This is a genomic window from Pseudomonas sp., from assembly GCF_030150285.1.
Classification (GTDB): Bacteria; Pseudomonadota; Gammaproteobacteria; order Pseudomonadales; family Pseudomonadaceae; genus Aquipseudomonas.
In genome coordinates this window covers 57,345-75,936 of record NZ_JASLGE010000078.1, presented here as the reverse complement: position 1 = coordinate 75,936, position 18,592 = coordinate 57,345, and the positions used below count along the sequence as shown (strand labels likewise).

Annotated in this window: 19 protein-coding genes; 9 read left to right on the top strand and 10 right to left on the bottom strand. The window is 60.2% G+C overall.

The window, feature by feature from the left end; all coding sequences use genetic code 11:
• Nucleotides 1-288: 288 nt before the first annotated feature.
• The 6 genes from rluB to Q1W15_RS18295 all read right to left on the bottom strand — a co-directional run bounded on the left by rluB (nt 289) and on the right by Q1W15_RS18295 (nt 5,212).
• On the bottom strand, nt 289-1,485 hold the full coding sequence (rluB, locus tag Q1W15_RS18320) for a 23S rRNA pseudouridine(2605) synthase RluB (protein WP_300730805.1): 1,197 nt from the start codon (nt 1,483-1,485) through the stop codon (nt 289-291).
• Between the two features lie 142 nt (nt 1,486-1,627).
• Nucleotides 1,628-1,813 (bottom strand): DUF1289 domain-containing protein, encoded by a 186-nt coding sequence (locus tag Q1W15_RS18315; RefSeq protein ID WP_300730804.1) that lies wholly within the window; start codon nt 1,811-1,813, stop codon nt 1,628-1,630.
• A gap of 96 nt (nt 1,814-1,909) precedes the next feature.
• Complete coding sequence (gene scpB / locus Q1W15_RS18310) at nt 1,910-2,866, bottom strand: SMC-Scp complex subunit ScpB (RefSeq protein WP_300730803.1); 957 nt, start codon at nt 2,864-2,866, stop codon at nt 1,910-1,912.
• A 12-nt stretch (nt 2,867-2,878) separates the two neighbouring features.
• A complete protein-coding gene (locus Q1W15_RS18305) occupies nt 2,879-3,577 on the bottom strand; it encodes a ScpA family protein (RefSeq protein WP_300730807.1) in 699 nt (232 codons plus the stop codon).
• A gap of 128 nt (nt 3,578-3,705) precedes the next feature.
• The gene (locus Q1W15_RS18300) at nt 3,706-4,335 is read right to left on the bottom strand and encodes an L-threonylcarbamoyladenylate synthase (protein WP_300730802.1); all 630 of its coding nucleotides are present in this window, start codon (nt 4,333-4,335) and stop codon (nt 3,706-3,708) included.
• 13 nt (nt 4,336-4,348) lie between these two features.
• A complete protein-coding gene (locus tag Q1W15_RS18295; RefSeq protein WP_300730801.1) occupies nt 4,349-5,212 on the bottom strand; it encodes a PHP domain-containing protein in 864 nt (287 codons plus the stop codon).
• An 84-nt stretch (nt 5,213-5,296) separates the two neighbouring features.
• Here Q1W15_RS18295 and Q1W15_RS18290 point away from each other — a divergent pair, with 84 nt between their 5' ends.
• The 5 genes from Q1W15_RS18290 to Q1W15_RS18270 all read left to right on the top strand — a co-directional run bounded on the left by Q1W15_RS18290 (nt 5,297) and on the right by Q1W15_RS18270 (nt 8,955).
• Nucleotides 5,297-5,899 carry a septation protein A gene (locus Q1W15_RS18290; protein WP_300730800.1) on the top strand — a complete coding sequence of 201 codons (603 nt, stop codon included), beginning with the start codon at nt 5,297-5,299 and terminating at the stop codon, nt 5,897-5,899.
• Nucleotide 5,900: 1 nt separating this feature from the next.
• Complete coding sequence (locus Q1W15_RS18285) at nt 5,901-6,200, top strand: YciI family protein (RefSeq protein ID WP_300730799.1); 300 nt, start codon at nt 5,901-5,903, stop codon at nt 6,198-6,200.
• A gap of 93 nt (nt 6,201-6,293) precedes the next feature.
• Nucleotides 6,294-6,971, top strand: coding sequence for a response regulator transcription factor (locus Q1W15_RS18280; protein ID WP_300730798.1), 678 nt, complete (start codon nt 6,294-6,296; stop codon nt 6,969-6,971).
• A gap of 139 nt (nt 6,972-7,110) precedes the next feature.
• Nucleotides 7,111-7,542, top strand: a complete 432-nt coding sequence (locus Q1W15_RS18275) for a Spy/CpxP family protein refolding chaperone (RefSeq protein WP_300730797.1) — start codon at nt 7,111-7,113, stop codon at nt 7,540-7,542.
• 78 nt (nt 7,543-7,620) lie between these two features.
• A complete protein-coding gene (locus Q1W15_RS18270) occupies nt 7,621-8,955 on the top strand; it encodes a HAMP domain-containing sensor histidine kinase (protein WP_300730796.1) in 1,335 nt (444 codons plus the stop codon).
• Between the two features lie 276 nt (nt 8,956-9,231).
• On the opposite strand, the gene Q1W15_RS18265 is transcribed toward Q1W15_RS18270, so the two are convergent.
• Entirely contained in the window at nt 9,232-9,798 is a 567-nt protein-coding gene (locus Q1W15_RS18265; protein WP_300730795.1) for a nitroreductase family protein, read from the bottom strand.
• A gap of 118 nt (nt 9,799-9,916) precedes the next feature.
• Between Q1W15_RS18265 and Q1W15_RS18260 the strand changes: the two genes are divergently transcribed.
• The 3 genes from Q1W15_RS18260 to Q1W15_RS18250 all read left to right on the top strand — a co-directional run bounded on the left by Q1W15_RS18260 (nt 9,917) and on the right by Q1W15_RS18250 (nt 13,133).
• Nucleotides 9,917-11,371 (top strand): TrkH family potassium uptake protein, encoded by a 1,455-nt coding sequence (locus tag Q1W15_RS18260; RefSeq protein WP_300730794.1) that lies wholly within the window; start codon nt 9,917-9,919, stop codon nt 11,369-11,371.
• Nucleotides 11,372-11,404: 33 nt separating this feature from the next.
• Nucleotides 11,405-12,163 (top strand): AraC family transcriptional regulator, encoded by a 759-nt coding sequence (locus Q1W15_RS18255; protein WP_300730793.1) that lies wholly within the window; start codon nt 11,405-11,407, stop codon nt 12,161-12,163.
• 76 nt (nt 12,164-12,239) lie between these two features.
• On the top strand, nt 12,240-13,133 hold the full coding sequence (locus tag Q1W15_RS18250) for an EamA family transporter (protein ID WP_300730792.1): 894 nt from the start codon (nt 12,240-12,242) through the stop codon (nt 13,131-13,133).
• Here the strand turns inward: Q1W15_RS18250 and Q1W15_RS18245 are convergent.
• Nucleotides 13,127-13,414, bottom strand: a complete 288-nt coding sequence (locus Q1W15_RS18245; RefSeq protein WP_300730791.1) for a SelT/SelW/SelH family protein — start codon at nt 13,412-13,414, stop codon at nt 13,127-13,129. The genes Q1W15_RS18250 and Q1W15_RS18245 overlap by 7 nt on opposite strands.
• 70 nt (nt 13,415-13,484) lie before the next feature.
• Here Q1W15_RS18245 and Q1W15_RS18240 point away from each other — a divergent pair, with 70 nt between their 5' ends.
• Complete coding sequence (locus tag Q1W15_RS18240; RefSeq protein ID WP_300730790.1) at nt 13,485-15,668, top strand: patatin-like phospholipase family protein; 2,184 nt, start codon at nt 13,485-13,487, stop codon at nt 15,666-15,668.
• Between the two features lie 136 nt (nt 15,669-15,804).
• Here the strand turns inward: Q1W15_RS18240 and Q1W15_RS18235 are convergent, their stop codons facing one another.
• Together Q1W15_RS18235 and recQ are read right to left on the bottom strand one after the other, a co-directional pair.
• Nucleotides 15,805-16,239: a MarR family transcriptional regulator gene (locus Q1W15_RS18235; protein WP_300730789.1), complete on the bottom strand. Its 435-nt coding sequence runs from the start codon at nt 16,237-16,239 to the stop codon at nt 15,805-15,807.
• Between the two features lie 118 nt (nt 16,240-16,357).
• Complete coding sequence (recQ, locus tag Q1W15_RS18230; RefSeq protein ID WP_300730788.1) at nt 16,358-18,487, bottom strand: DNA helicase RecQ; 2,130 nt, start codon at nt 18,485-18,487, stop codon at nt 16,358-16,360.
• Nucleotides 18,488-18,592 lie beyond the last annotated feature (105 nt).

Sequence of the window (18,592 nt, the reverse complement as noted above, 5' to 3'; positions counted from 1 at the left end):
CCCTACCACTCGGTGCCTCGCTGTGGCTCGGCATGCCCTCACCACAGGCCTTGCTCCGTGGGCACGCCGCGATCGGCCATCCTTGGCCGTGTCGCGGCTAACCCGGCGTCCTGCCGGGTTACCCACTGCGCAAAACCTGCGTTCGGCCAGCGTGGTTTAAGGGGGCCCTTAAATCAAAAACCAGATCAAAAGATCACGAGCAAGCTCGCGCCTACGCAGCGGTGAAAACTCGGGCACAAAAAAACGCCAACCCCGAGAGGTTGGCGTTTTGGGTGGTGCGCTTAACGCTTACTGCGGTTTGCGACGACCAAAGCCCGGGCGCTGGCCTGAGCCCGCCGGGGCACCACGGCGCTTGCCAGACGGTGCATCGTCAACCAGCTTTGGACCCGAACGGACCGGCTTGGCCGGGCGCTTGCCCATTTCACTTGGACGCTCAGCCACCGGGGCACCGCGCCCTGCTGGAGCACGGTCTGTGCGGCCAGCGGGCTTGCGGGCCGGGCGCGCGGCCTCATCACGGGCCGGACGGCCAGGGCGCTCACCTTCGATCTGTGGCTGGCGCGCTGGACGCGGCGCAGTCGCAGCGCCTTCGGCCGGGCGCAGGGTGCGCGTGACACGATCGCCACGGGCCAACGGGCGCGAAGACTTACGCTGCAAACGCTCCAGCTTGTCTTTGCTCTTGGCGTTCATCTCAGGCATGGCAACCGGCGTGAGGCCGACTTCAGCACTGAGAATATCCACCTCGTACTGGCTCATTTCGCGCCAGCGGCCCATCGGCAGGTCGGAGTTCAGGAACACCGGGCCAAAACGCACGCGCTTCAAGCGGCTGACTACCAGGCCCTGGGACTCCCACAGGCGGCGCACTTCACGGTTACGGCCTTCCATCACCACGCAGTGGTACCAGTGGTTGAAACCTTCGCCGCCCGGAGCCTGCTTGATGTCGGTGAAACGCGCAGGACCGTCTTCCAGCACAACGCCGGCCTTGAGGCGCTCGATCATCTCGTCATCCACTTCACCACGCACACGCACCGCATATTCACGGTCCATCTCGTAGGAAGGGTGCATCAGGCGGTTGGCCAACTCACCGTCAGTGGTGAACATCAGCAAGCCGGTGGTGTTGATGTCCAGACGGCCGATGTTGATCCAGCGACCTTCTTTAGGGCGCGGCAACTTGTCGAACACGGTCGGGCGGCCTTCCGGGTCGTCGCGGGTGCAGATTTCGCCATCAGGCTTGTTGTACATGATCACGCGGCGCACCGATTCGGCGGCCTCTTCGCGCTTGATCACCTTGCCATCAATGGAGATGGCGTCATGCAGGTCTACACGCAGACCCAGGGTGGCATCTTTGCCATTGACCTTGATGCGGCCTTGGCTGATCCAGCTCTCAACGTCGCGGCGCGAGCCCACGCCGATACGGGCGAGTACTTTTTGCAGTTTTTCGCCTGCTGGGCCAATTTCCTGGCTGTCTTTAGGGTCTAGATCACTCATCTGGGCACCTCCCGGTGTGTCGATTCAGGCAAACGCCTGAGGTCTTAAAAAGGGTCTCGAGGCTCGAACGAGCGCTGAGGGCCGCGAATCATACGCGGATATTGGCTCTTTCGCATCACCGGCAGCTCGTGAAGCGCATCACTTACTTCTTTTTCCGCCGGCCGGTGGCTTTCAGCACCTGCAGACGCAGGGCCGCTTCGGCCAGCACGGCGCGTTTTTCATCTTTGTCGAGTTTTTTCCAACTTTTGATTTCACGCTTGGAGCGTCCGCAACCGATGCAAATGTCATCGGTGAACTTGCAGACGCTGATGCAGGGGTCTTTGCTCATCGTTAAATCACCTCTTCGCTGGAGCAGCCGGTCGATGGCTCGCGATGTTTTAATGAAGATCAAAAGATCGCGAGCAAGCTCGCTCCTACGGCGCAGTCAGTCTTCTTGCTCGCGACGCTCCTGTTCGATGGCATCGGCCAGCGCCTGGGCTTCGCGCTCCTCTTCACTCAAAACAGGCCGCGATTCAAGCGCGGCCACGGCGGCCTGTAAACGCTCACGCGCCAACTGCGCCGCACTCGGCCGTGGCTCTGGTTCGGCTTGAGGCTCTGGCTCTGGCTCTGGCTCTGGCTCTGGCTCTGGCTCCTCACTTTCCGCTTGCCGCTCAACACTTGCAGCTGCATCACGCAGCAGATCATCAAAGTCGGTTTTAAGACCTTCTTCCATCGAGTCCAGTTCCACCAGCAGGCTGTGGAAACTGGTCTCATCCTTGGGTTCTTCAGGTTCAGCGCTTTCATCGGCCAGCGCTTGAAGGTGTGCAGGCACCGGCGCGTCATCGAAGTCCAGAACCGGGTCGGGCTCCAGCTCGCGCAACTCGGCCAGCGGCGGCAAGTCATCAAGGTTTTTCAGGTTGAAGTGATCGAGAAACGCCTTGGTGGTGGCAAACATGGCCGGCCGCCCCGGTACTTCGCGATAGCCCACCACGCGGATCCACTCGCGCTCCAGCAACGTTTTGACGATATGGCTGTTCACCGCCACGCCGCGCACATCTTCAATTTCACCCCGGGTGATGGGCTGGCGATAGGCAATCAGCGCCATGGTTTCAAGCATGGCCCGCGAATAGCGTTGCGGCCGCTCTTCCCACAGACGGCCCATCCACGGGGAAAACTTCTCGCGGATTTGCAGGCGATAGCCCGAAGCCACTTCCTTCAGTTCAAACGCCCGGCCTTCGCAAGACTTGCGCAGCAGTTCCAGGGCCTTTTTGAACACGGGCGGTTCGGGGCGTTCGCCCTCTTCAAACAGTTCATACAGGCGCTCAAGGCTTTGCGGCTTTCCCGAGGCCAACAAAAAGGCCTCAAGCAAGGAGGCCAGCTCGCGCGGTTCAGTCAAATTCATGGATTCAGCTCTTTATTCGGCTCTCGCCCGCACATGGATCGCCGCGTAGGGCTCATTCTGCACCAGTTCGATCAAGGACTCCTTGACCAGTTCAAGGATGGCCATAAACGTCACCACCACCCCCAAGCGCCCCTCTTCGGCCGTGAACAGCTCGGAAAACGGCACGAAACCACCGCCTTTAAGCCGCTCCAGCACATCGCTCATGCGCTCACGGGTGGACAACGCTTCGCGGCTGACCTGGTGGCTTTCAAACAGGTCGGTGCGGCGCAGCACTTCTGCCATGGACATCAGCAACTCTTCCAGCGCCACGTCCGGCACCCGCTTGCGGGCGCGAGCCTCAGGGGCATCGAGCTTGGGCACGAAGATATCGCGCCCTACCCGCTCCAGCCCATCAAGCCCTTGCGCTGCGGCCTTGAACCGCTCGTATTGCTGCAAGCGGCGGATTAACTCGGCGCGGGGGTCGCCCTCGTCTTCCTCGATTTCAGCCGAGCGCGGCAACAGCATGCGCGACTTGATCTCGGCCAGCATGGCGGCCATTACCAAGTACTCTGCCGCCAACTCCAGACGCACCGTTTTCATCAGCTCGACATAGCCCATGTACTGGCGGGTAATTTCCGCCACCGGAATGTCGAGAATGTCGATGTTCTGTTTGCGGATCAGGTACAGCAGCAGGTCAAGCGGGCCTTCGAAAGCGTCCAGAAACACTTCCAGCGCATCCGGCGGGATGTACAAGTCCTGCGGCATTTCAATGACGGCCTGGCCATAGACCATCGCAAACGGCAATTCGTGTTGCGCGCCGGCCTGAGGCTCTACGGCGGCAACCGTGTCTACGTCAGTCATCAGGCCGGAGCCATAAACGGCGTCGGGTCGCCACAGCCCACCCGCACCACTTCGGGCTCATCGTTCACCAGATTGATCACGGTAGAGGCCTTGTGCCCACCAAACCCGCCATCAATGATCAGGTCGACCTGTTTTTCCAGCGCATCGCGAATGGTGTACGGGTCTTCCATCGGCTCACTTTCGCCCGGCAGAATCAGCGTCACACTCATCAGCGGCTCACCCAGTTCGGCCAACAGCGCCAGGGCAATCGGGTGATGAGGCACGCGCATGCCAATGGTACGGCGCTTGGGGTGCAGCAGCAGGCGCGGCACTTCGCGGGTGGCGTTGAGAATAAAGGTGTACGGCCCCGGGGTATGGGTCTTGAGCAAGCGAAAAGTGCCCGTATCGACTTTGGCAAACAGGCCGAGCTGGGAAAGGTCGCTGCACATCAGGGTGAAGTTGTGCTTGTCGTCCAGGTTACGCAGGCGACGGATGCGTTCAATCGCATGTTTATCGCCCATCTGGCAACCCACGGCGTAGGACGAGTCGGTGGGATAGATCACCACCCCGCCTTGGCGGATGATTTCAGCCGCCTGCTTGATCAAGCGCGGCTGCGGGTTTTGCGGGTGAATCTGGAAGAATTGACTCACGTTGTATACCTGTTCAGACGTTGGCAATGGGCTGGTCATATTTGAAACGCCCCCACAAGGGCGGCAAGTCATCCGGCACCGCGCGGTACTCACCGATTTCTGACCAGCCTCCAGGGCCATGAAAATCACTGCCGGCAGTCACCAGCAGACCGAACTCACGCGCCAGGATCGCCAGGCTGCCCACCTGGTCGGCGGGTTGATAGCCGTTGACCACCTCAATCGCGTGACCCCCGGCTTGAATATAGTCGCCAATCAGCCGGCGGCGCTTGCTGCGGGTGAAATCGTAGTGCGACGGGTGCGCCAGGCTGACCCAGGCTCCCGCGGCCCGCAAGGTGGCAACGGTGTCTTCAAGGCTGGGCCAGTGCTGCTTCACATCGCCCAGCTTGCCCGCCCCCAGCCACTTGCGAAACGCTTCGGCGCGGTCTTTGACGAACCCGGCCTCCACCAGAAAATCGGCAAAGTGCGGCCGGGCAGGCGCGTTGCCGCTGTCCCCCAACACTTTCTGTATGGCCCGCGCGCCTTCGAGTGCGCCCGGCATGCCCTTGAGTGCCAGCTTGCGGCTGATTTCTTCAGCCCGCAGCCAGCGGCCGTCATGCAGGTTGGCAATCGCCTCGACCAGCGCCGGGGCATCGGTATCAAAGCCATAACCCAGCACATGAATCGTCGCGCCACCCCAGGTACAGGACAATTCAACGCCATTGACCAGTTGCATATTTAGCGCCCGAGCAGCTTCGCGGGCTTCATCGAGCCCCTCAAGTGTATCGTGATCGGTCAGCGCCAGGACTCGCACACCCTTCTCGAACGCACGCGCGACCAGTACCGCGGGTGCCAATGCGCCATCTGACGCCGTGCTATGGCAATGCAAGTCAATTTCCACGGGGATTTAATAACCTCTAGACGACGCTTTCGCTGTCATTGATGTTTGTTATTATGCCGCCACATCCTGCTTCTGGCTGCCACTGTGAAACAATTCATCGACTTCATCCCGCTGTTACTGTTTTTCATCGTTTACAAAATCGAACCCCGCGTCGTCGAAATCGCCGGCCACAGCCTGTCCGTCGGGGGGATCTACAGCGCTACGGCCATGCTGATCATCAGTTCCCTGGTGGTGTACGGCGTTCTGTTTTTCAAACAGCGCAAACTCGAAAAAAGCCAATGGCTGACGCTGATTGCCTGCCTGGTGTTTGGCAGCCTGACGCTGGCGTTCCACAGCGAGACCTTCCTCAAGTGGAAAGCGCCGGTGGTGAACTGGCTGTTTGCACTGGCGTTTGCCGGTAGCCACTTCATTGGCGACAAGCTGCTGATCAAGCGCATCATGGGCCACGCCCTGACCCTGCCCGACCCCGTGTGGAAACGCCTGAACCTGGCCTGGATCGCGTTTTTTATATTCTGCGGCGCGGCCAACCTGTTCGTGGCGTTCACCTATCAAAGCATCTGGGTCGACTTCAAGGTCTTCGGCAGCCTGGGCATGACCGTGCTGTTCCTGGTTGCGCAAGGCTTTTATCTGTCGCGCCATCTGCATGACACCGACGCCGCCCCTTCCAACACAAAATCCGAGGACTGACATGCTCTACGCCATCATTTCTACAGACGTTGCCCACTCGCTTGAAAAACGCCTGTCTGTTCGCCCGGCACACGTTGAGCGCCTGACTCAGCTTAAAGACGAAGGGCGTTTGGTGCTGGCCGGCCCGCACCCGGCCATCGAAAGCAACGACCCGGGTGACGCCGGTTTCACGGGCAGCCTGGTCGTCGCGCAATTTGATTCCCTGAGCGCCGCACAGGCCTGGGCTGACGCCGACCCGTACATCGCGGCCGGGGTTTACGCCAACGTCATCGTCAAGCCGTTCAAGCAAGTCCTGCCGTAACCACCAACGTCGCAGGGCCCCATGCCCTGCTCTGCGGTATCTTTACCGGTAGCCGGCGTCCCCGTCGTCGGCACCGGCTAAATTGAGTAAGTCATGAGTAACCTGTTACTGATCGATGATGACGAGGAGCTGTGTGAGCTTCTGACCAGTTGGCTGAGCCAGGAAGGCTTTCAGGTGCGCGCCTGCCACGACGGCCAGAGCGCCCGCCAGGCGCTTGCCGAGTCGAGCCCCGACGCCGTGGTGCTGGATGTGATGCTGCCCGATGGCAGCGGCCTGGAAGTGCTCAAGCAACTGCGCAATGACCACCCCGAATTACCCGTGTTGATGTTGTCCGCTCGCGGCGAACCACTGGACCGCATCCTGGGGCTCGAACTGGGGGCTGATGACTACCTGGCCAAGCCTTGCGACCCCCGCGAACTGACCGCACGCCTGCGTGCCGTTTTGCGCCGCAGTCACCCACCTGCCGTGTCCAGCCAGCTGGAATTGGGCGACCTGTGTTTCAGCCCCGCACGCGGCGTGGTCACGATCGATGAACACGACATTATTCTGACCGTGTCCGAAAGTCGTATCCTTGAAGCGTTACTGCGCCAGCCCGGCGAGCCCATCGACAAACAGGAACTGGCGCAAATTGCCCTGGGCCGCAAACTCACCCTTTACGACCGCAGCCTGGACATGCACGTCAGTAACCTGCGCAAGAAGATCGGCCCGCACCCGGACGGTCGACCGCGCATCGTCGCCTTGCGCAGCCGTGGCTACTTCTATAGCGCGTGAGGCTGTACTGGCCTTTATGTCAATTCACGGCAAAACCCTCTTTACCAAAGCTTTACGCATGGCTGACAGCGATTGACCTTGATCTCCCTAAACTAAGCACATCCGGATTCACCGGAACAGAAATTCAAGGAGACACACCATGCGTAAGACTCTAATTGCTTTGATGTTTGCTGCAGCTCTGCCAACCGTCGCAATGGCCATGCCTGGTGGTGACGGCCCAATGGGTCCACGTCACGGCGGTGAGCACCACGGTCGCGGCGATGCCCCTTACAGCCAACTGGACCTGACCCGCGAGCAGCGTCAACAGATCGGCAAATTGATGGGCGAACAAATGCATGACCGTAAACAACTGGTCGAGAAGTACCTGGAAAAACTGCCCGCGGCAGACCAAAAAGCGCTGAAAGATGAAATCGCGGCCAAACGCGATAAAACCCAAAGCGATATTCGCGCCGTACTGAAGCCTGAACAGCAAAAGCGCTTCGATGACATGCAAAAGAAACGCGCCGAACGTCAGGCCGAAATGAAGCAGTTCAAAGAGTGGAAAGCACAGCAAGCTCCAAAAGCGCAATAATTCGCGCATTCACCCCGCCCAACGGCCCCCGGCCGTTGGGCTTTTCCTGTTTATGCCCATAACCTGCGAGGGATTTCCGTGCGATCACTGTTTTGGCGCATTCTGGCCAGCTTCTGGTTGGCGATTGCCTTGGTCGCCGGGCTGTCGATCCTGCTGGGGCACATGCTCAACCAGGACACCTGGATTCTCAGCCGCCACCCCGGCATCGCCACACTGGCGCAGGACTGGACCCAACGCTACGAAACCCAAGGGGCTGACGCCGCACAGGATTTTCTGGAACGGCGCAAACGCCGTTATCACATCGACGTTCAAGTACTCAATGAGAGTGGCGAACCCGTGGTTCGCGGCACCTTTCCACGGCGCGCGGCCGCCTGGGAGGCCCGCCAGCAACCGGGCCATGAACCTCTGCCGTGGCGCCGCCTGACGGTCGAATTCACCAGCCCGAAAACCGCCGAAACGTACCTGCTGATTTACCGTATTCCCCACCCAGAACTGGATGCCTGGCACCGACAAAGCCTGATCTGGCCGTTGAGCGCATTGGGTATTGCACTGGTGGTGCTCACGCTGTTCAGCTTGTTGGTCACGCTGTCCATCACACGCCCACTCAGCCGCTTGCGCGTGGCGGTGCATGACTTGGGGCAAACCACTTACCAACAAAACAGCCTGGCGCAACTGGCCTCGCGCCGTGATGAGTTTGGCGTGCTGGCCACTGACTTCAACCGCATGGGCGCACGCTTGCAAAGCCTGATCAGCAGCCAGCGCCAGTTACTGCGCGACGTGTCCCACGAACTGCGTTCACCGCTGGCGCGGCTGCGCATTGCCCTGGCCCTGGCCGAGCGCGCCGGGCCGCAAGAGCGCGAAAAGCTGTGGCCGCGCCTGACCCGTGAATGTGACCGGCTGGAATCGTTGATCAGCGAAATTTTGACCCTGGCCCGGGTCGATGCCGACCAGGCCAGTGCCGAGCCCATCGACCTGAACGCCTTGCTGAGCACGGTGCAAAAAGACGCTTCGCTGGCCGCACCCGAGCAACCGGTTCAGCTTAATGCCGAGCCTGGCTTGAGCCTGCGCGGCTGGCCGACCATGATTGAGCGGGCCCTGGATAACCTGTTGCGCAACGCGCAACGCTTCAACCCGCCCGGACAGCCGATTGAACTCAATGCCCGTCGTGAGGGTGAGCACATCATACTGAGCGTGCGAGATCGAGGACCCGGGGTGGCCGAGGAGTACCTGGCACAGTTGGGCGAGCCCTTCTTCCGGGCACCGGGCCAGACGGCTGCGGGGCACGGCCTGGGGCTGGCAATTGCCCGCCGCGCGGCTGAGCGCCACGGCGGCAGGCTGGTGCTGGGCAATCATCCCGAAGGCGGTTTTATTGCCACGCTGGAATTGCCTTTGGAGTCAAATGCCAACCTTTAACGGCGTGCGACGATTGGAACGCGCTGGCGGGTGATCTGTTGATGTTTAAAAGATCAACAGATCGCGAGCAAACGAGCGTCGACCAACTGCTCCTCCGGATGGCAGCAGCGTTTGTGGGAACGAGCTTGCTCGTGATCTTTTGATCTGTACAGCTCCACCAAAGTAACACGGCGTAAAGCCGGAACCTTAAGTATCCGTGACCGCAGCAATGGACAGGATTGCTGAACGACAGCGCGGCGTCGAAGACGGAGCGCCCCCCCTACAGTTGAGTTGTTATCAAACAGACGATGACCACGCCTTGACGAACGCTGCACTCTCTACCTTCGGTGCTGTACGCAATTCATTCTGCGCTGTGCCCAGGTACAGGAATGCAACCACTTCCTCGCCTTCTGCCAGCCCCAGCCCCTGGGCCACCTGCGGCGAATATGACAATTCGCCGGTACGCCACACCGCACCAATACCTTGGGCAAAAGCCGCCAGTTCGATGGCATGGGCCGCGCAGCCTGCGGTGATCAACTGTTCCGATTTCGGCACCTTGAAGTGGTCCTGCAAGCACGCTACGACCACCACCACCAGCGGCGCACGCAAAGGCATTGCCCGGGCTTTGTCCAACGCGGCTTCTGTCACCTCGCCGCCCTGGGCACTGACCGCCTGGGCAAGGATCTCGCCCAACTGGTGACGCGCCTCGCCTTCAACGGTCAAAAAGCGATAAGGCCGCAACTGGCCATGGTCCGGCGCGCGCAGAGCGGCCGCAAATAACAGCTCGCGTTGCTCGGCCGTCGGCGCAGGAGCCAACAGGCGCGGGGCAGAAACACGATTGAGCAAAGCGTCGAGAGCCTTCATTGGTCACCTCCTGAAGAAAAGTGCAGCTATTCTAACGGTATCTCCCACAAGCAGGCGGTTTACATACCCCGGCTCACAGGTAGAATGGCGCCCCTTCTTTCAAACCCGAGCTCAATTCATGGCGTTGCCGACGTTACGCATCATCGGTTTTGTGATCGGCATCTTCCTGATTACCCTCGCGATCAGCATGGCCGTGCCCATGCTCACATTGGTGATTTACCACCACACCGGTGACCTGCCCTCCTTTCTGTGGGCCAGCCTGATTACTTTTATTGCCGGCCTGGCGCTGGTGCTGCCCGGCCGTCCCGAGCATGTGCACCTGCGACCGCGAGACATGTACCTGCTCACGGTGTCCAGTTGGGTGGTGGTGTGCATTTTTGCGGCGCTACCGTTTTTGCTCACCCAGCACATCAGTTACACCGACTCGTTTTTCGAGAGCATGTCAGGCATCACCGCCACCGGTGCCACAGTGCTGAGCGGCCTGGACACCATGTCACCCGGCATTTTGATGTGGCGCTCCATGCTGCACTGGCTCGGCGGCATCGGCTTTATCGGCATGGCGGTGGCGATTTTACCGCTGCTGCGAATCGGTGGCATGCGCCTGTTCCAGACCGAGTCCTCGGACCGCTCTGAAAAAGTCATGCCGCGCTCACACATGGTGGCGCGCCTGATTGTGGCCACCTATGTGGGCTTCACCATTCTCGGTAGCCTGGCCTTCTGGTGGGCCGGCATGAGTGTGTTCGACGCCATCAACCACGCCATGTCGGCCATCTCCACCGGCGGTTTTTCAACCTCCGACAAGTCACTGGCCAAATGGGACCAACCGGCCGTGCACTGGGTGGCCGTAGTGGTGATGATCCTTGGCAGCCTGCCCTTTACCCTGTATGTGGCGACGCTGCGCGGCCACCGCAAGGCGTTGATCAAGGACCAACAGGTGCAGGGCTTGCTCGGCCTGTTGCTGGTGACTTGGATTGTGCTCAGCACCTGGTACTGGTGGAGCACCAACATGCCGTGGTGGGACGCCTTTCGGCATGTGGCGCTGAACGTCACCTCTGTGGTCACCACCACGGGTTTTGCCTTGGGCGACTACAGCCTGTGGGGCAACTTCTCACTGATGCTGTTCTTCTATCTGGGCTTTATCGGCGGCTGTTCGGGCTCGACGGCAGGCGGGATCAAGATTTTCCGCTTCCAGGTGGCCTATATCCTGCTCAAGGCCAACCTTAACCAGTTGATCCATCCGCGCGCCGTGATCAAGCAAAAGTACAACGGCCATCGCCTCGACGAAGAGATTGTGCGTTCGATTCTGACCTTCTCATTCTTCTTTGCCATCACCATTTGCGTTATCGCCCTGGCCCTGTCGCTGCTGGGCCTGGACTGGATGACCGCCCTCACCGGGGCTGCCAGTACGGTCTCGGGTGTCGGGCCCGGGCTGGGCGAAGTGATTGGCCCGTCCGGCAACTTCGCCACCCTGCCGGATGCCGGCAAATGGATTCTGTCGCTGGGCATGTTGCTTGGGCGGCTGGAGATCATTACCGTGTTCGTACTGTGCATACCGGCGTTCTGGCGGCACTAAGCGCGCGACTGCTGGCACCTTATCGAGACCGTCATGGGCCAAATCCTTTCACTGCGCGATTACCGCGAAGACGTGATCGCTCACAGCCATGAGCACGCGCAGGTGGTGATCAACCTGACCGGCCAACTGGATTTCGAGGTTGAGGGCCGCGCCAGCTTGTTGCGCCAACAGCACCTGATCGTGATTCCTGCGGGCGCACACCACACCTGTGGCAGCGCCCACGGGAGCCGCTGCCTGGTGCTGGATGTGCCCGGCGAACACTGGCTCGGCGAATCGCTGGGGCCCCATGCCGATGCCAGCCGCCGCCTGCTCGATGCCCCTGGCTACCTGAGCCTCACTACCAGGCAACATCAGTTGGTGGACTGGCTGGCCGCCAGCCCGGTGAGCGACCCGCTGATTGCAGGCCAAGGGGCCATATTGCTGCTGGCCAGCCTGAACGACACGGTGCCCGATACCCGCTCGCGCAAACGCCTGCCCTTCGCCGCGCTGAATGCCTACATCGAAAAGAACGCGGCCTACCCGTTGCAAGTCGCTGACCTGGCGAAAATCGCCGGGTTGTCCTGCGCCCGCCTGCACAGCCGCTTTCTCAGTGAATGTGGGCAAACGCCCATGGATTACCTGCGCCAACGCCGCCTGCACAGCGCCCTCACCTTGTTGCGCCAAAGCACACTGCCGATTGGCGAAGTCGCCAGCCGCGTCGGTTATACCTCGCAAAGCGCTTTTTCAGCAGCCATGCTGCGTGAGTTCGGGGCCTCACCCTCTGTGCTACGCCGCGAGTCCTGCGACAACTGACGCCCGTTACGCGACAGACACCCCCTCGTGCTCGCCGTAGACTGCATGCCTTTCCTGTTTTGACTCAAGGACTGCAATGACTCCCCGTACCGCCTTGGGCGCCTTGCATATTGGCGCACTGATGTTCGGCCTGACCGGTGTTTTCGGCAAACTCGCCGCGGCCTCCGCCTCCATTATCGTGTTCGGCCGGGCGGGCTTCGCCGTGCTGGCGCTGGCCTGCTTCGCGGCATTGGCCAAACGCTCACGCTGGTATCGGTTAACCCTGCGCGATGCCCGCAACCTGCTCCTGAGCGGCGTGCTGCTGGCGGCGCATTGGGTCAGCTTTTTTGTCTCGGTCAAAATAGCCGGTGTGGCCATCGCAACCCTGGGTTTCGCCAGCTTCCCGGCCTTTACCGTCATACTGGAAGGGCTGTTTTTCCGTGAGCGCATTCGGCTCAATGAAGTCGTACTGGTGGCGCTGGTGAGCCTGGGCCTGATCCTCGTCACGCCCAGTTTCGACCTGGCCAGCCAGGCCACTGAAGGGTTGCTGTGGTCCATTGCCTCGGGGCTGACCTTCTCGTTGTTGTCACTGAACAACCGCGCCAACGCCGGCCGCGTTCCGCCGGTGCAAGCGGCCTTGTGGCAAAACGCGGTAGTCGCCGTGTGCCTGCTGCCGTTCGCCGCGCCGGGGCTGAGCGAGGTACGCCCGCTCGACTGGCTGTGGATCGGCTTGCTGGGGGTGTTCTGCACCGCCGTCGCCCATAGCCTGTTCGTCGCCAGCCTGGCTGTAATCAAGGCGCGCACGGCCGCCGTGGTCTTTGCCCTGGAACCGGTGTACGGCATCACCCTGGCGTGGTTGCTGTTTCACGAGACTCCAACGTTGCGCATGCTGCTGGGCGGCGTGCTGATCATCGTCGCCATTGTGGTGTCGAGCCGCATGGCCAGCGGCCCCACACCGGGCAAACCGAGGCTGGAGCCTGCGGCTCACTGAACCCGGTCGTTGTGGCCCAGGTCACGCTGCGGGTCGATTTGATCGCGCACCCGCTGCTTCAGCACCTTGGCCTCGGGAAAGCCGCCATCAGCTTTGCGCTCCCATATCTGCACGCCCTCGCAGGTGATACGAAATACGCCGCCGGTGCCGGGCTCCAGCGAGACCCGGCCCAAATCCTGACCAAAGGTACTGAGCAGCTCTTGGGCCAGCCACGCGGCGCGCAGCAGCCACTGGCATTGAGTGCAATACGTAATGACCACTTCTGGATGTTTGGACGACATGATTTCAACGCTTCTGAAAAAAAAGACGCCGCTATAATAGCCGCCTTTCTCGCTTGCCCAGAGATCCAAGATGCGTCGTTTGCTCAGTTGCCTGATTCTATGTTTTTGCCCTCTGATGCTGTTGGCAGCCGAGGCGGCGAAGCCTAAAGTTGGCCTGGTACTGTCCGGCGGTGCGGCACGGGGCCTGGCCCACGTTGGCGTGCTCAAAGCGCTGGAAGAACAAGGGATTCACGTGGACGCCATCGCGGGCACCAGCATGGGCGCGGTGATTGGCGGCCTGTACGCCTCAGGCTACAAAATCGACGAACTGGAAAAACTCGCACTGGGCATCGACTGGCAAGAAGCCTTGTCCGATGAGCCGGCCCGTGAAGACATCCCGTTCCGGCGCAAACAGGATGACCGCGACTTTCTGGTCAAACAAAAACTCAGTTTTCGCGACGATGGCAGCCTGGGCCTGCCGCTGGGCGTCATTCAAGGGCAGAACCTGTCGCTGCTGCTGGAAAGCCTGCTGGCCCACAGCAGTGATATCCGTGACTTCGACAAACTGCCGGTGCCGTTCCGAGCGGTCGCCACCGATATCGTGAGCGGTGAAAAAGTGGTGTTCCGCAAAGGCCACCTGCCCCAGGTGATCCGCGCCAGCATGTCGATTCCGGCGGTGTTTGCCCCGGTCGAAATCAACGGCCAACTGCTGGTCGACGGCGGCATGGTCGACAATATTCCGGTGGACGTGGCCCGGGAAATGGGCGTGGACAGGCTCATCGTGGTCGACATCGGCACCCCGTTGCGAGGGCGTAAACAACTCAACACCGTGTTCGACATCCTCAACCAGTCCATCACCCTGATGACCCGCAGCAACTCCGAGGTGCAACTGGCTTCACTGAAGCCCGACGACATTCTGATCCAGCCCTCTCTGGCCAGCTTCGGCGTCACTGATTTTGGCCGCTCTCAAGACATCATCAACGCAGGTTACCGCGCCACGCAGATCCTCGACAAACGCTTGGCCAGCCTGCGCACCCCGCTTGACACACAGCTCGATAATGCCCGCTCCCCAGAGGAGCGCACCCCAGTCATTACCGCGATCAAAATTGAAAACGATTCGAAAATCGACGACGCGGTGATTCGCTATTACATCCGCCAGCCCGTGGGTGAACCGCTGGACCTGGGGCGCCTGCAGCGGGACATGGGCACCTTGTATGGGCTGGACTACTTCGAGCAGGTGCAATACCGCGTGGCGCACAAAGCCAAAGCACACACGCTGATCATCAGTGCCCGAGGCAAACGCAGCGGCACCGACTACCTGCGCCTGGGGCTCAACCTGTCGGATGACATGCGCGGCGACAGCGCCTTCAACCTCGGGGCCAGTTACCGGATCAACGGCATCAACCCGCTTGGGGCCGAATGGCTGACACGGGTGCAGATTGGCGATAAGCAAGAGCTGTACAGCGAGTTCTACCAGCCGCTGGATGCCGGCTCGCGCTACTTTGTCGCGCCTTATATCAACGCTCAGTCGCAGAACGTCGAAGCGGTGCTGGATAACGACCCCTACGCGGAGTACCGGCTGGAGCGTTACGGGTTCGGCTTGAACCTTGGCCGGCAAATCAGCAACAACGGTGAGATCCGTCTGGGCATAGGCGAAGCCTGGGGCAAAGCTGATGTCCGAATTGGCGATCGCGATTTGCCGAGCATCAACTTCAACGAAGGCTTCTATGACCTCAAATACTCGTTCGACTCGCTAGATAACGTTTATTTCCCGCACTCAGGGGAAGACATCAGCCTGAGCGTGCGCCAGTTTGATCCGGCTCTGGGCTCGGATGACCGTTATCGCCAATGGGAATTGCACCTGGACAAAGCACTGAGCTCAGGGCCTGACACCTGGATTCTGGGCGGTCGCTACGGGCGCACCCTGGACAAGGCTGAAGTGGTGACGTCGAGCTTCCTGCTGGGCGGCGCGCGGCAGCTATCAGGCTTCAGGCAAGACGCTCTTTCGGGTCAGAACATCAGCCTCATGCGTGCGGTTTACTACCGCCGCCTGACGCCGCGCTCATACCTGCCGTTTGATTTCCCGCTGTACGCCGGCGCATCGCTGGAACGGGGTCGCGCCTGGAACAATGACAACGACTTCGACAGCGGCTATATCAATGCCGCGAGCATTTTCCTGGGCTTCGACACACCGCTGGGCCCGCTCAACTTCAGCTATGGCGTTAACGATGACAATCAAAAGGCGCTGTATCTGAATTTGGGGCAGACGTTCTAAAGCGCTGTACGACCGGGGAACGCCTGTAGGAACGAGCTTGCTCGTGATTTTTTGATCTGGCTTTTGCTCCAAGGGCCCCCAGTTCTTTGCGCGGCAGCGCGGCGGCGAAGACCGGGTGGCCCCTCCTGCGGGGGCATTAATTTTTTTCGAGGTTATCCAGGATGCGTCGGTGAACACGCAGGCAAATGCGCTGTTCTTCCTCATCAATCCCCACAAACAACTCTTGGCGCAAGGCCGTGGCGATGGCTTCAATTTGTGCGATCAAGGGCCGGGCGGTATCACATAACACGATTTTCTTGGCGCGACGATCTTCCACCACCGAGTGCCGCTGAACCAACCCTTGCGCTTCCAGGCTGTCGAGTAAACGCGCCAGTGTCGGGCCTTCGACACCGACACTTTGCGCCAGCTCACGCTGGGTGGGAGCCTCGTCGAAACGCGCCAGGTGCAGCAGCACCAACCAGCGCGCCTGGGATAAACCAAGGCCAGCAAGACGACGATCCAGTTCGGCACGCCAGCCACGGGACATTTGGGCCAGTTGCATACCAAAACGATGTTGATCGGTTAAAGGCATAAAAAACTCAACGATTAGACGGAAATAGAGTAAAGAAAATTATTAGCCAGCTAAGCATGGAGCTTGTTCATAGGCAAGACCCTAAAGTCAATCAAGGCTTGCTTATTGTGAAAAATATCTACATTTCAAACTCGGATTGCAGGGCTGCGCGCACGCAATACAAGACGCCTTCTGGCACCCGGCCTTTGAACTGTTCGGCAACGCTGGCCACACTTGGCAGCTCACCTTCGCCGTCCAGGAAGGCGTCCTGAACTTCTTCCATCAGTTCTTCAGGCAAGTCCAGCGCCTGATCCAGCGATAACTCCTGACGGCCGATAGCCTCGGCCAGCATTGTGTAAACATTCTTTTCAGTACAGTTCAATTGACCGGCGATCTGCAGCGGCGTCATGCCCGCACGGGCCAGGCTGATCAGCTCGTGACGGATATCGGCCACCACTTTGGGCGTTTCAGCCTGCCCGCCCAAGACTTCGAGGAACGCTTCGCCATAGCGCTCCAGCTTGCGCGCACCAATACCGCTGACCTTGGCCATGTCGGACAACGATGCCGGTTGGCTGCGCAACATTTCAAGCAACGTGGAGTCGGGGAAAATAACGTAGGGCGGCACGCCGTGTTCTTCGGCCAACTTGCGGCGCAGCGCACGCAGCGCTTCCCATTGCTCGCGCTCTTCGCCACGCACCAATTGGCTGGCCGGGCTGGCAGAACTGCTTTTAACCGACGTTTGCGGTTTGAGTTCACGGCGCAGTTCCAGAGTCACCTCACCGCGTAACAACGGGCGGCAACTGTCACTCAGCCGCAAGCCGCCATAGCCTTCGATATCAATATCGGCCAGGCCACGGGCCACCAACTGGCGGAACAACGTGCGCCATTCGCCTTCGGCCCGGGCCTTGCCCACCCCGAAGACTGACAAGTGCTGATGGCCAAAGCTGCGGACTTTTTCGTTTTCACGCCCCAGCAATACATCGATCAAGTGGCCGGTGCCGTAGCGCTGACCGGTACGATAAATGGCTGACAGCGCCTGCCGCGCCGGCTCGGTGGCATCCCAGGTTTGCACGCCGTCCACGCAATTGTCGCAATGACCACAAGGTTGCGGCATGTCTTCATCGAAGTAGGCAAGCAGCGTCTGACGGCGGCAACGGGTTTCTTCGCACAGTGCCAGCATGGCGTCGAGCTTGTGGTGTTCCAGGCGCTTGTGCCGCTCATCACCTTCGGAGTTTTGCAGCATTTGCTTGAGCATCACGACGTCTTGCAGACCGTAGGCCATCCACGCGTCGGCCGGCAAACCATCACGGCCAGCGCGGCCGGTTTCCTGGTAATAGGCCTCAAGGGACTTGGGCAGATCCAGGTGCGCAACGAAACGCACGTTGGATTTGTCGATTCCCATACCAAACGCAATGGTCGCCACCATGATCAGCCCCTCCTCATTAAGGAAGCGCTTCTGGTTGGCGGCCCGAGTTTCGTTGGGGAGGCCCGCGTGGTATGGCAAAGCCGGGAAACCTTGATCACAGAGAAACTGTGCCACCTCATCGACCTTTTTACGTGACAGGCAATAGACAATGCCCGCGTCACTGCGGCGTTCGGACAAAAACGCCAGCAACTGCTTGCGCGGCTGCTCTTTGGGGACGATGCGGTAAAAAATATTGGGCCGGTCAAAGCTCGACAGAAAGCGTTCGGCATTCTGCAAATGCAGGCGCGTGACAATTTCTTCACGGGTACGCTTGTCTGCCGTGGCTGTCAGTGCAATGCGCGGCACATGGGGAAACATTTCGGCCAACTGGCCCAATTGCAGGTATTCGGGCCGGAAATCATGACCCCACTGGGATACACAATGCGCCTCATCGATGGCGAACAGCGCGATGTCCAGACTCTGCAGAAAGGCCATCATGCGCGGCTGCACCAGCCGTTCCGGGGCCAGATACAGCATTTTGACCTCACCGCGCTTGATACGGCTGGCCAGGTCGCGCTGCTGTTCGGCACTGAGCGTCGAGTTCAGGGACGCCGCGGCCACACCGAGCTCTTCAAGGGTGGCGACCTGATCGTCCATCAAGGCGATCAGCGGTGAAACGACCACCGCCAGGCCCTCACGCAACAGCGCAGGCACCTGGAAGCACAAGGACTTGCCGCCCCCGGTTGGCATCAGCACCAGCGCGTCACCACCATTGGCCACGCGCTCAATAATCTCACCCTGACGACCACGGAAACTGTCGTAGCCGAAGATGTCTTTGAGTACGCGTTGAGCCTGTTCGAGCATAGAAACTCCAGAAATCGCCGAAACACCCCTGCGGCAAGCGCCCCGGCGCGGCTACAAAGCCGCTGAAAGGCTCTGGCACACCGCGCGGGAGCGCTGCATTGACTG